This window comes from Citrobacter sp. S-77 (assembly GCF_963864895.1).
Taxonomy (GTDB): Bacteria; Pseudomonadota; Gammaproteobacteria; order Enterobacterales; family Enterobacteriaceae; genus Citrobacter; species Citrobacter murliniae.
On the sequence record NZ_CAWLWU010000002.1, the window covers coordinates 1,478,578 to 1,488,864 of the forward strand.

Genomic DNA, 10,287 nt, shown 5'->3' on the forward strand with positions numbered 1-10,287 from the left:
CTGAATATAAAAAAGGCCAGCATTGCTGGCCTTATAGGTTTAAAAATTCTGGATTAGAAGCTGGCGTTACGCGGAGTACGCGGGAACGGGATAACATCACGGACGTTTTGTACGCCAGTGACATAAGCGATTAGACGCTCAAAGCCCAGACCGAAACCGGAATGCGGAACGGTGCCATAACGACGCAGATCGCGATACCACCAGTAATCTTCTTTGTTCAGTCCCATCTCCAGCATACGGGCATCAAGCACGTCCAGACGCTCTTCACGCTGAGAACCACCGATGATTTCACCGATTCCTGGTGCCAGTACGTCCATCGCAGCAACGGTTTTACCGTCTTCGTTAAGGCGCATGTAAAACGCTTTAATGTCTTTCGGGTAGTTTTTAACGACCACCGGAGCTTTAAAGTGCTCTTCGGCGAGGTAACGTTCATGCTCGGAAGATAAGTCCACCCCCCAGTAAACCGGGTTCTCGAACTTTTTGCCGCATTTTTCGAGGATGCCCACCGCATCGGTGTAATCAACCTGCGCAAAATCTGCCTCAATGAAACGCTCCAGACGTGAAACCGCGTCTTTGTCGACACGTTCTGCGAAGAATTTCATATCATCTGCACGTTCTTCCAGTACGGCCTTGAACGCGTACTTCAGCATGGCTTCAGCCAGTCCTGCTACATCGTTCAGATCGGCGAAAGCCACTTCCGGCTCCAGCATCCAGAACTCTGCCAGGTGGCGGCTGGTGTTGGAGTTTTCTGCACGGAAAGTTGGTCCAAATGTATAAATTTTGGACAGGGCGCAGGCGTAGGTTTCGCCGTTCAACTGACCGGAAACAGTCAGGAAAGCTTCTTTACCAAAGAAATCTTTGTCGAAATCGACTTTGCCCTGATCGTTACGCGGCAGGTTTTCCAGATCCAGCGTAGACACGCGGAACATTTCACCAGCACCTTCGGTATCGGAGGCAGTGATCAGCGGCGTGGAGACCCAAAAGAAACCCTGCTCATGGAAAAAGCGATGCAGCGCTTGCGCCAGCGTATGACGTACACGCGCGACAGCACCAATCATGTTGGTACGAGGACGCATGTGAGCCACTTCACGCAGATACTCAATGCTGTGACGCTTTGCTGCCATTGGATAGGTATCAGGATCTTCAACCCAGCCAGCTACTTCAACCTCAGTGGCCTGAATTTCAAAGCTCTGTCCCTGTCCCGGTGACGCAACGACTTTACCCGTTACGATAACTGAACAACCCGTCGTCAGGCGTAATACGTCCAGATTGTAATTGGGCAGAGAATTATTGATGACGGCCTGTACAGGATCAAAGCAGGAACCGTCATAAACGGCGAGGAAGGAGATGCCAGCTTTTGAATCTCGGCGGGTACGTACCCATCCGCGCACGGTGACTTCGCTGTCAACGGCTACGCGGCCCTGGAGTACGTCGGCTACAGGCACAACGCTCATAATATTCTCTCTGTTAATAGTCGGATATATAAACACATGTCCACCCGTAATGGGGGGGATACCTATGTTACCTGGCATCTGCAATCAGACAAGCAGAATTCGTAGCTGGAGTGAAAGATTTCAGAAATAAACGTTAAAAGGGAGTCGAAACGACTCCCTGAAGGGATTAACTGGCTTTTTTGATATGTGGAAGGTCAAAGGCTTTGCGCAATGCGCGGACAAATGCTTTATCGTGGCAGATTGTTTTACCCGGACTGTCAGATAACTTTGCCACCGGCTTACCGTTGCATTCAACCAGCTTGATTACAATATTCAGCGGCTTAACCTGGGGGATGTTGCAGGTTAAGCGCGTCCCGATGCCAAAACTCAGCTGTACGCGAGAAGAGAAGTGACGATAGAGTTCAATCGCTTTCTTCAAGTCGAGATTATCTGAGAACACCAGCGTTTTGCTGAGCGGATCAATCCCCAGTTTCTCGTAATGCGCGATGGCTTTTTCACCCCATTCCACCGGATCGCCTGAGTCATGGCGTAAGCCCTGATAGCGGGTAGCAAACTCAACGCCAAAGTCGCGTAAAAACGCGTCCATGGTAATGCAGTCGGTCAGAGCGATGCCGAGTTGGTCGGGGTATTCATTAAGCCATGCAGCAAGCGCAACGCGCTGGCTGGTAGCCAGTTCGGGGCTGATTTGCTGATGCGCCTGGAACCATTCATGCGCCTGGGTTCCCATCGGCGTTAATGACAGACGACGGGCAAGATCGTAGTTACTGGTGCCAACAAACCACGGTTCCTGCTGGAGACGTTCAACAATTGCCTGCTGTACTTCACGAGAAAAACGACGACGCGTGCCGAAATCCATCAGATGGAAGCGGGACATATCGATATCTTTCGTTAAAGCAGAGAATTCGACTAGTTTGCCTTCCAGCTCATCCAGTGCCTGCGGTACGCCAGATTCTGGCGAACGGTAACGGTGCACCAGTTCGCTGATGACCGCGAGCAGAGGGACTTCCCACATGATCACTTCACGCCACGGGCCGGTTAAGCGGATATTCAACTTACCATTATTGTTGGTGACGCAGACTTGTTCCGGGTTGTAGCGGAAATCGCGTAACCAGGTAAGGTAGTCAGCTTTAAAGAAGGGCAGGCCGGAGAGCCACTGGTACTCGTCCTCCTGAAGTCGCAGGTGCTGCATAGCATTCACCTGCTCTCGAATAGTATCGGCATAAATACCGAGCAGGTCATCGCCACGGCAACGAAATTCAGCCGCTACTTGTACATCATAGTAGTGGTGAAAAACGGCTTGCTGCATATGCAACTTATAAGCGTCTGTATCCAGCAGCGAGTGCAGAACAGGAGAAGCGAATTGTGTCATAGGTGCGCAGTAGCATCCTCTCACGGGAGCGTTTAGTACAATAAACAACTAAGAAAACCGCTGGAGTATACCCTGTTTAGCGATTTATTGAACCCCGATCACACCATAAGCGCTCTTTCTGGTCGAGGGCATTTTGTGCCTCGTGTTATTAAAATGTAGTAATAATGCTATTAACTACCTGATTTATAAAATTTCTACTTGGTTGATACCATGCTTTGGGGCACTAATGGGGCAAAACGTGAAAGCGCCTGATTGAGCAGGGAAACCTGTTCGGCACTCTTCTCGGACATCCATTTTCCATACACTCTGTAAACCATCTGAGCATCTGTATGCCCCATCTGAGTTGCAATAAAGTTTGGGTTTGCACCCGCTGACAATGACCAGCACGCATAGGTATGCCGTGACTGGTACGCGTTGCGGTAACGAATACCGGCGCGCTTGATTATCGGAGCCCAAATTTTATTAATCGAATTAACCGCGTAGTGATATCCTCTTCGTGGCCCACGTTTTACGCATTGAGGACTGAAAACGAAAGTGCATGGATGTATGACTGACTGGCCATATTCCCGCAATTTCACTTCAACCTCATACTGCCGGCCAAGGCGCGTAAGCTGGGCCTGATTCCTCAGGGCATCAATAGCTGGTTGAATGAGATAAATCACCCTATCAGTGCCTGCGTCTGTTTTTGGCAGGGTGAACTCATCCGTCTGGGTAAGGTTGCGCTTCACAGTAATGGTCCCGGCATGCAGATCGATATCTTCCCAAGCCAAACCGCACAACTCCCCATGCCTCATTCCTGTATAGACTGCAAGCGACCAGAGATTTCGCATCTGCTGATGGCCGCATGCCTGGATAAACCTGATGAACTCATCTGTCGTGAGTGGATCTGGCTCACCCTTCGCTTTCTTGAGGCGGTTAATTCCGCTAAACGGGTTTTCCTTTGCATAACCGTTATCTGCTCCAAACTGGAAGATTTCGGCCATTAACATCATGTAATTGTTCACGGTGGAGGACTTCCGGCCTTTTACCTGCGTCCGGTGGTCCTTCTTCATTACATGAAATCCTGTCAGCAACTCCTTCCTTACGTACAGCAAATCCTCAGTGGTCACAGCAGAAACCAACTTGTTTTCGCCAATGCGCGGAAGCATGTTTTTTATGATGGATTCGTACCTACTCATGGTATTTGAGCTGATCTCCATTCTTTTCAGCTCCGACCATTTTTTAGTAAGTTCCAGCACAGTAATTTCCTTTCTATCCTCGCCGAACCGGGCAAGGTTCGGCGAGTTTGGGAATTTTTCCGCATAGTTAAAATTCCCCATCCTTATTGCAAAACAGACCGATGAACGAAGCTCTCCAGCTATCTTGCGATTTTTGGCTGTGTCAGGGACACCGAGGTTTTCCCTGACTCGTTTGCCTTTATACAAAAACCAGATGCGAAGTGAACCACCGTGGTTTTCAACGCCTGTCGGGTATGATGCATTAGCCATTAATCCCTCCTGACGTCCAGGAGCATGGGCGAGTTTACTGCTTTTCATGCTTTCTAAGCACCTGGTTGATTTTTTTTCTGTGCCTCGATCCACTGATCAACGGCTTTTCTGTTGTACATACATTCGCTCGATGGTTTGGGATTGCCGTCTGGCGAGACGTGTAGGTATTCTCGGCCAAGAAGCCAAGACTCTTTTCTGGCTCGGGTGATAGTTCCTGGCTTGAGCCCGGTAATTAAGATAAGAACGCTTTCACAAACCCAATCATTGGGGGTTAGTTGGATCACATTGCTCATGCTTACCTCAAACAACATTCAGCCCACGGCAGTGGCACCACACTTCGAACATTCGCTTCACAATTTCACGGTGGTAGAAACCGTCCACATCTCTTGTCAGATCGTAGCGATTGCCGTATCGCTGGCGGATCCATAGTTCAAAAGCTTTATGCACTTTTTACCTCCTGCGCAGCCTCGAGTAATTCGTTCCAGTGTCGTTCCTGGCAATACCTACAGTTGCAACGAAAACCTATTTTGTGGATTACGCTTTTAATTTCTGGTGTGGGTATCTTCGGTACCATTACCCAACCATTTTGCACTACTGGTATTGGCGGAGCGGTGTAAAGCGGTATCCACTTTGGCGCTTTATCTCCAACTGAACGCTGGTACCAATTTCCATGTTCAGTCTTATAGAAGTAGCCAACAGGCTCAGCTTCCATTGACGCCAGCGCACGACGTGCCAGCTCACGAATTTCTTCGCCATCGATATGATCCATATCATCACGACAGGAAAAGTGAGCAAGCCACTCAAGACGCTCTTTTGTAATTGTTGTCATGGGTTGGTCCTCGCTGGATGATTTCTCAATCGGTTTTGTGCAGCACTGAATTTCTCTTGAATACCCTCTCTGGTAATTCCAGAAGATGAGAACAACGCCACTCTGCGGTTGCTAACTTTCAACCATTGGCTTGGGTAATAACGTCTGTTTGCACGAGCAACTATCATTTTGGCTTTACGGTTTTTCATCTCACTCACTCTTCATCTCATGCCAATTTACCGTCAGGCTCAATGTTGATAATTTCCGCAGCGATAAGCATTTCTGCCAGCCAAGCTTCTCCAAGAACGTCTTCATCCATACATTCAAGTTTGCCAATTTGAATTGTGGCTACAATGTCTATTTCGCCAGTATCTACGTTCAAAATTTCTTCATACGGCAAACTCTCATAGAGGTTTTCAACAGCACAATTGATAACATCCAGTCCAGTCAGATTTCCGCCGACTGTTACTTCGAATGTTTCGCGGTATTCCCATTGACCGAAAGTCAGACGAACAGTTTGTTTCGCCAGACGTCCGCACATTGTCATATTGGGGTCATAATTCATTATTGTTTGTGAGTCATTGGAAATGTTTGAGGTTTTCATTTTCTTCCTCCGGATACACGACGGATAACTTTCTTTAATTTTTTACCGTTATTCACACCACAGTAAATTTCGGCTAACTGCTGTGATAACATCATTTCTCCACTATTTTTATCTATAGCCATGTGACCAGGATTATCACGGATAAACTTCCTTATCATTGGCATTGCCATAAATTCTTCTGGTGTATAAATTCGGGTCTGACGGCGAGCGTGTTTTACAACAGGAATTTTATGTTTTGACTCAACCTGAAATACATTGGTTTTATTTTGATTTGCCATGTTTAATCTTTAGTGTGTTACTGGTTTTTCTGGCATACCATGAGTATTCAGGTCGTTAATCATTTCATCCAGAAGGAGTTCAAGCCCTTCGCGTCCCATATCGGAAACCCTGAAGCCGTCTTCTGCATCAGCAACAAGCATGTTCTGGTATAGAAAAAGAACTCGCCCCATGCCTTCAGCTTCGCCATATTTTTCAATGAATCCCCATTCGACATGGTTTTGCAGGGCAATGCGAATAGGGGCGGGGTAAATACTCATGCAACCATATTTTCCCTTATAAACTACAGCGTGATCTGTTGTTCCGTTATCGTTCGGGATATCAATGGTGCCGTTCTTGTGTTCCTCTTCACTGATAAACGTCGCCACATACAGCCAGCGCCATTGGGCAACTTTTTTATCCACGGGAAATCTTCCCACTAATCCGGCATCATCAGCTTCTGCAATACATTGCATGATTCTTAGACCGTGCCAGGATGGATAGTCGTATTCACCCGCATCAAGACGTCGCACAGCTTCAACAAAATCAATAGTAGTGTCACCAATCTTTATTCCATGTGCTGTTACTTCAGGTTTGAATTCTGAATTTTTCATAAAGTTTGTTCCGCTTGTTTATTTGCTGGTGGAATAATCGTGTAGCCTGCTCTTTCCGCTATCCACAAAAAAGTGTCCATACTGCCAACGAATTCATCGTCTAACAGATGCTTTGAATAAGTGACCTTGCCGTTTTCGATGGTGAGGAAGAGTCTTACTTTTTCATGAGTTATGTTTTGCTGTTTTTCTTCCATTATTTTATCTCCCATATGCTTTGCGTTGGATAGGAGTTGTAATAATCCATGGCGATTAAACCGTAATTAATATTTTTATCTATTGCTGGAGGTGTTTATTTCGATAATTCTTTTTCAGCAGCGGCTTTTGCATACTCGCATGCAAAGGACAGTATTTCGTTACCTAACAATTTGGCATTATGGTTATTTGACATCTGTAATACTTGCGCTGCACTCAATAGACCATGAATATTTATCGCGAATGAATCTGATTCCAGACAAATCCCTTCGAAGTCATCATAGATATTACTATTCATCTTGCTCATTCCTTTACGACTGGTTCACCGGTTAACAGCCACATCGGATCGCACCCGAGTATATTGGCCAGTGGGATAAGCATACTGATGGTTGGTTCATAGTCATCGCTTTCCCACTGGATGATGATTTCTTCATCGAGATCGAGCAACCTAGCGAGTTCGGCTGTTGTTAAGTCGCAGGCCTCGCGTTGGGTACGAATCCGATTCTGTGAATTAATAGCTAAATTTTGTTTGCATGAACGCGACGCGGTGAGGCTATATTTTTGAGTTACAGCCAAGATGGAGTTGGCAAGTTCAATTAACTCAGGGTTATTGCTGCTATACAGTAGTGCACCAGCTCCTACTAAGAGATGAATATTTTCAAGAGCATCGTGCTGATTTGTTGGTAACCCCATATACGATGACATTTTTCTCATCCTCTATGATTGTTGTGGTGAGTTCGATTGCTATGTCATGATAATAGGTTTACCGATTTTAAGTGTCAATCGGTATATCGTATTTTTTTTAAAAAAAAGCCCACTTCGAGAGTGGGCAGATATGCTAAAGGATTATCGCTTATGCGAAACGGTGTAGCGTCATTGGCCAACTGACAACTACTTTTCCGTCAATGTGAAGTTGATCGTAATCTTCTGAGCCGATAGTCCAATCCTTGTAAGCCGGATTGTCCGAGATCACAGTTAAAGTGTCTTTGACCCTTTGAAGTCTTTTAATATGCGACGTTCCTGAGTATGTAAAGGCGTATATACCATCGCCATTGAATGAGCGAACTGATACATCTACAAACACCAGATCTTCTGGGTTGATAGTGCCTTTCATGCTATCGCCTTGGGCGTTTATTGCTTTAATCATTGATGCAGGCCTACCCCCAAAGATTCTGGATGCGTAGCCAGGCTCTATTGCTATAGATCTGACTATATCTGGGAAATCTGAGTTGTAGCTTCCCGGCCCACAGCTATATCTAATGTCCAAAACATGCACTACATACGAATCAGTAATCCAGTCTTCTGAAATGTTATGTATTTGATGTGAGTCTGAAGAAGTAACGATTTCCATAGGACCGACACCAGATGCGAGCCATTCCGGGTTAACGCCCAAAACTTTTGCTATTTCAACGGTTTTTCTGGAACCGTTGGCTTTGTTAAGCAGTTGATTGACGCTTGACTGAGCCATACCTACTTCTTTGGCCAGCCTGCCTTGCGTAAATTTTGCGTTGCGCATAGCTAAATCAAGTCGTTCTGAAAATGTCATTGCGATTTTCCTCCCCTCTCTATCTTGGCTAGTCTATCGGCTTTCCGATAAATGTTCTAGGTTTAACGTTGAATATCGTTTTTCCTGTTGTTATTATGTGTTCAATAGGAGATGCGATTATGAAACATAAAGCCATAGAGAAAGCTATTGAGATTCTTGGAAGTCAGCAAGCCTTAGCCAAGCGATGTGGAAAGGCTCAGTCAACAGTCTGCGATTGGCTTAACTGCAAAAACAAGATTTCACCCGAATTTGTTCCGTTATTGGTTGCTGCTGTCGATGGAAAGATCCAAGCGCATGAATTTCGTCCAGATCTGCCAGCGATTTTCCCGCACCCGGACCAGGTGCACACGGCGGACGAGTCGCATTAAGGAAAAATTGTATGGAATTTAAATATCTACCTGAGAGCATGCAGAACATTGCTGCAATGACCCTAAAAGAAAAAATTCTGAACTTAGAAGGAGCATGGGCAAAAGAGCCAGTTTTACAACTGGCTCGAGGAATTAATGAAGCATTTATAACTCTTTATTCTCATCCCGAGAACCGTTCAAAGAACGGTAATGATTCAACATCGAAGTGAAAACATCGGATGCAGTTGATGAATTTTTAATCGCGCCTGATTTTATCAACTCAAGCACAACTTCATGAGCTGCCTTATCGGGGTTAGCAAATGGGCTGGTTGTATCTGACATTCTTATCCTCCATTGAGAGCTGAATTGAAAATGGAGACCAACACGCGGCTACGTGTGGCCGTGCGCCGGACACGGGTAAGCATCCGGCCCTAAATAATATCACCGTACAAGAAGTGCGGAAAAGATAGGGAAAGCTAGAGGTTAATCATGGTTTTTCGTAAAGAGGTAACAGTGAACACTGCAATTTTTAACGACAAAGCATCCATGACCAGCGTTGAGATCGCAGAGTTGGTGGGCAGCCGACCAGACAGTGTTAAACGAGCAATTGAGCGTCTTGCTGAACGAGGTGTTATTCAGCTTCCACCAATGGTGATTTCTGAAAATATCAATGGGTTAGGCTTAACTCAAAAAAGTAAGCATTATCTTTTCGAAGGCGAACAAGGTAAGCGCGACAGCATCATCGTCGTTGCCCAGCTTTGCCCTGAATTCACTGCCCGCCTGGTAGATCGCTGGCGTGAACTGGAAGAACAGATCCGCAAGCCAATGAGCGAAATCGAAATGGTAGCCGCGATGGCTCTTGAAGCTGTTCGCCAACAGAAACGTCTCACTCAGGTGGAAGAAAAAGTCAGCCACGTTGCCGAAACAGTCGAGCAAATCAAAAAGGGCACCATTCGTGAGGGCTATGCCGGATATCGCCAACTGAAAGCGAAAACTGGTTTGTCAGATGATAAATGCCGCAATCTGGTGAACGCCTATCAAATTCCTACCGATACCCACGAGTTCATGACGCCGGACGGATTGTTGTCACGTCGCGCAATAGTTGCGGTGGAACCGTTTATGGCTGCTTTTTATCGGGTTATGGCGGAAGCAGAACCACGAGGTACCCGCTGGTAGCACCCGAAAATGGGGTTGTTTCAGGTTATTGGTTGGCAGCGGTGAAAAAAAAGCCGGGTAGTAACCCGGCTCGCTCAACGTTGATACAGGCAACTGCATAAAGCAGGCCCAAGAATCCAAGAACGTTAACAAAAATACCAGCAAGCATATGAACGTTTCAAGCCTAAATATTGATTCTGCAATTTCGGGACGGTACACTGTTCAGGCACCTTATAAAGCGGGTGCCGGGATTGGCGTCCTGGAAATGTTATCGGCGATATATGACGCGCCAGCGTCTTTTTTATCGTCTGCGTCTGCGCACACCCAAATTATGGTGGGCTGGACGGGGGCATCGAAAGATGCGCCGGTTTCCGATAACGCCGGTTACGCCAACCCCGTTCAGTTCACCACCAGCGAAATTGGCGTTTCCGGTGGTGAAGGTAATTCACTGTTATC

At 46.4% G+C, this 10,287-nt stretch carries 17 protein-coding genes; 4 read left to right on the top strand and 13 right to left on the bottom strand.

Annotated elements, in window-relative coordinates; all coding sequences use genetic code 11:
* Positions 1 to 53: 53 nt before the first annotated feature.
* The 13 genes from asnS to AACS05_RS07585 form a co-directional block, all read right to left on the bottom strand.
* Entirely contained in the window at positions 54 to 1,454 is a 1,401-nt protein-coding gene (asnS, locus tag AACS05_RS07525) for an asparagine--tRNA ligase (protein WP_045441279.1), read from the bottom strand.
* A gap of 166 nt (positions 1,455 to 1,620) precedes the next feature.
* The gene (pncB, locus tag AACS05_RS07530; protein ID WP_045441280.1) at positions 1,621 to 2,823 is read right to left on the bottom strand and encodes a nicotinate phosphoribosyltransferase; all 1,203 of its coding nucleotides are present in this window, start codon (positions 2,821 to 2,823) and stop codon (positions 1,621 to 1,623) included.
* A gap of 194 nt (positions 2,824 to 3,017) precedes the next feature.
* Positions 3,018 to 4,310, bottom strand: coding sequence for a tyrosine-type recombinase/integrase (locus AACS05_RS07535; protein ID WP_045441281.1), 1,293 nt, complete (start codon positions 4,308 to 4,310; stop codon positions 3,018 to 3,020).
* Positions 4,311 to 4,363: 53 nt separating this feature from the next.
* Positions 4,364 to 4,603 (bottom strand): excisionase family protein, encoded by a 240-nt coding sequence (locus AACS05_RS07540; RefSeq protein WP_045441282.1) that lies wholly within the window; start codon positions 4,601 to 4,603, stop codon positions 4,364 to 4,366.
* Positions 4,604 to 4,610: 7 nt separating this feature from the next.
* Positions 4,611 to 4,757, bottom strand: coding sequence for a hypothetical protein (locus tag AACS05_RS07545; protein WP_045441283.1), 147 nt, complete (start codon positions 4,755 to 4,757; stop codon positions 4,611 to 4,613).
* The gene (locus AACS05_RS07550) at positions 4,750 to 5,139 is read right to left on the bottom strand and encodes a hypothetical protein (protein ID WP_052369273.1); all 390 of its coding nucleotides are present in this window, start codon (positions 5,137 to 5,139) and stop codon (positions 4,750 to 4,752) included. Before AACS05_RS07550 ends, AACS05_RS07545 begins: the two co-directional genes overlap by 8 nt.
* Positions 5,140 to 5,344: 205 nt before the next feature.
* On the bottom strand, positions 5,345 to 5,722 hold the full coding sequence (locus tag AACS05_RS07555; RefSeq protein ID WP_223306979.1) for a DUF5406 family protein: 378 nt from the start codon (positions 5,720 to 5,722) through the stop codon (positions 5,345 to 5,347).
* The gene (locus AACS05_RS07560) at positions 5,719 to 6,000 is read right to left on the bottom strand and encodes a hypothetical protein (RefSeq protein WP_045441284.1); all 282 of its coding nucleotides are present in this window, start codon (positions 5,998 to 6,000) and stop codon (positions 5,719 to 5,721) included. The genes AACS05_RS07555 and AACS05_RS07560 overlap by 4 nt, the downstream gene beginning before the upstream one ends.
* Before the next feature lie 9 nt (positions 6,001 to 6,009).
* Entirely contained in the window at positions 6,010 to 6,591 is a 582-nt protein-coding gene (locus AACS05_RS07565) for a hypothetical protein (protein WP_045441285.1), read from the bottom strand.
* Positions 6,588 to 6,785, bottom strand: a complete 198-nt coding sequence (locus tag AACS05_RS07570) for a hypothetical protein (protein ID WP_045449523.1) — start codon at positions 6,783 to 6,785, stop codon at positions 6,588 to 6,590. Before AACS05_RS07570 ends, AACS05_RS07565 begins: the two co-directional genes overlap by 4 nt.
* A gap of 95 nt (positions 6,786 to 6,880) precedes the next feature.
* Entirely contained in the window at positions 6,881 to 7,081 is a 201-nt protein-coding gene (locus AACS05_RS07575; RefSeq protein WP_081918190.1) for a hypothetical protein, read from the bottom strand.
* Positions 7,082 to 7,086: 5 nt separating this feature from the next.
* Positions 7,087 to 7,488 carry a helix-turn-helix domain-containing protein gene (locus tag AACS05_RS07580; RefSeq protein WP_045441287.1) on the bottom strand — a complete coding sequence of 134 codons (402 nt, stop codon included), beginning with the start codon at positions 7,486 to 7,488 and terminating at the stop codon, positions 7,087 to 7,089.
* A 148-nt stretch (positions 7,489 to 7,636) separates the two neighbouring features.
* Complete coding sequence (locus AACS05_RS07585) at positions 7,637 to 8,329, bottom strand: LexA family transcriptional regulator (protein WP_045441288.1); 693 nt, start codon at positions 8,327 to 8,329, stop codon at positions 7,637 to 7,639.
* A 119-nt stretch (positions 8,330 to 8,448) separates the two neighbouring features.
* Here AACS05_RS07585 and AACS05_RS07590 point away from each other — a divergent pair, with 119 nt between their 5' ends.
* From AACS05_RS07590 to AACS05_RS07605, 4 genes are all read left to right on the top strand, one after another.
* On the top strand, positions 8,449 to 8,697 hold the full coding sequence (locus AACS05_RS07590; protein WP_045441289.1) for a transcriptional regulator: 249 nt from the start codon (positions 8,449 to 8,451) through the stop codon (positions 8,695 to 8,697).
* An 11-nt stretch (positions 8,698 to 8,708) separates the two neighbouring features.
* Entirely contained in the window at positions 8,709 to 8,906 is a 198-nt protein-coding gene (locus tag AACS05_RS07595) for a hypothetical protein (protein WP_045441290.1), read from the top strand.
* A 283-nt stretch (positions 8,907 to 9,189) separates the two neighbouring features.
* Positions 9,190 to 9,852, top strand: a complete 663-nt coding sequence (locus AACS05_RS07600; RefSeq protein ID WP_045449524.1) for a Rha family transcriptional regulator — start codon at positions 9,190 to 9,192, stop codon at positions 9,850 to 9,852.
* 148 nt (positions 9,853 to 10,000) lie between these two features.
* On the top strand, positions 10,001 to 10,287 hold a 287-nt coding region (locus tag AACS05_RS07605), incomplete at its 3' end, for an ash family protein (protein ID WP_148305432.1).

Excerpts from the sequence above, each read along its gene's own strand:
- AACS05_RS07540 (WP_045441282.1), bottom strand. The coding sequence starts at position 4,603 with ATGAGCAATGTGATCCAACTAACCCCCAATGATTGGGTTTGTGAAAGC.
- AACS05_RS07535 (WP_045441281.1), bottom strand. The coding sequence starts at position 4,310 with ATGGCTAATGCATCATACCCGACAGGCGTTGAAAACCACGGTGGTTCA.
- AACS05_RS07565 (WP_045441285.1), bottom strand. The coding sequence starts at position 6,591 with ATGAAAAATTCAGAATTCAAACCTGAAGTAACAGCACATGGAATAAAG.
- AACS05_RS07560 (WP_045441284.1), bottom strand. The coding sequence starts at position 6,000 with ATGGCAAATCAAAATAAAACCAATGTATTTCAGGTTGAGTCAAAACAT.
- AACS05_RS07555 (WP_223306979.1), bottom strand. The coding sequence starts at position 5,722 with ATGAAAACCTCAAACATTTCCAATGACTCACAAACAATAATGAATTAT.
- asnS (WP_045441279.1), bottom strand. The coding sequence starts at position 1,454 with ATGAGCGTTGTGCCTGTAGCCGACGTACTCCAGGGCCGCGTAGCCGTT.
- AACS05_RS07580 (WP_045441287.1), bottom strand. The coding sequence starts at position 7,488 with ATGTCATCGTATATGGGGTTACCAACAAATCAGCACGATGCTCTTGAA.
- AACS05_RS07570 (WP_045449523.1), bottom strand. The coding sequence starts at position 6,785 with ATGGAAGAAAAACAGCAAAACATAACTCATGAAAAAGTAAGACTCTTC.
- AACS05_RS07585 (WP_045441288.1), bottom strand. The coding sequence starts at position 8,329 with ATGACATTTTCAGAACGACTTGATTTAGCTATGCGCAACGCAAAATTT.
- AACS05_RS07575 (WP_081918190.1), bottom strand. The coding sequence starts at position 7,081 with ATGAATAGTAATATCTATGATGACTTCGAAGGGATTTGTCTGGAATCA.
- AACS05_RS07550 (WP_052369273.1), bottom strand. The coding sequence starts at position 5,139 with ATGACAACAATTACAAAAGAGCGTCTTGAGTGGCTTGCTCACTTTTCC.
- AACS05_RS07595 (WP_045441290.1), top strand. The coding sequence starts at position 8,709 with ATGGAATTTAAATATCTACCTGAGAGCATGCAGAACATTGCTGCAATG.
- pncB (WP_045441280.1), bottom strand. The coding sequence starts at position 2,823 with ATGACACAATTCGCTTCTCCTGTTCTGCACTCGCTGCTGGATACAGAC.
- AACS05_RS07590 (WP_045441289.1), top strand. The coding sequence starts at position 8,449 with ATGAAACATAAAGCCATAGAGAAAGCTATTGAGATTCTTGGAAGTCAG.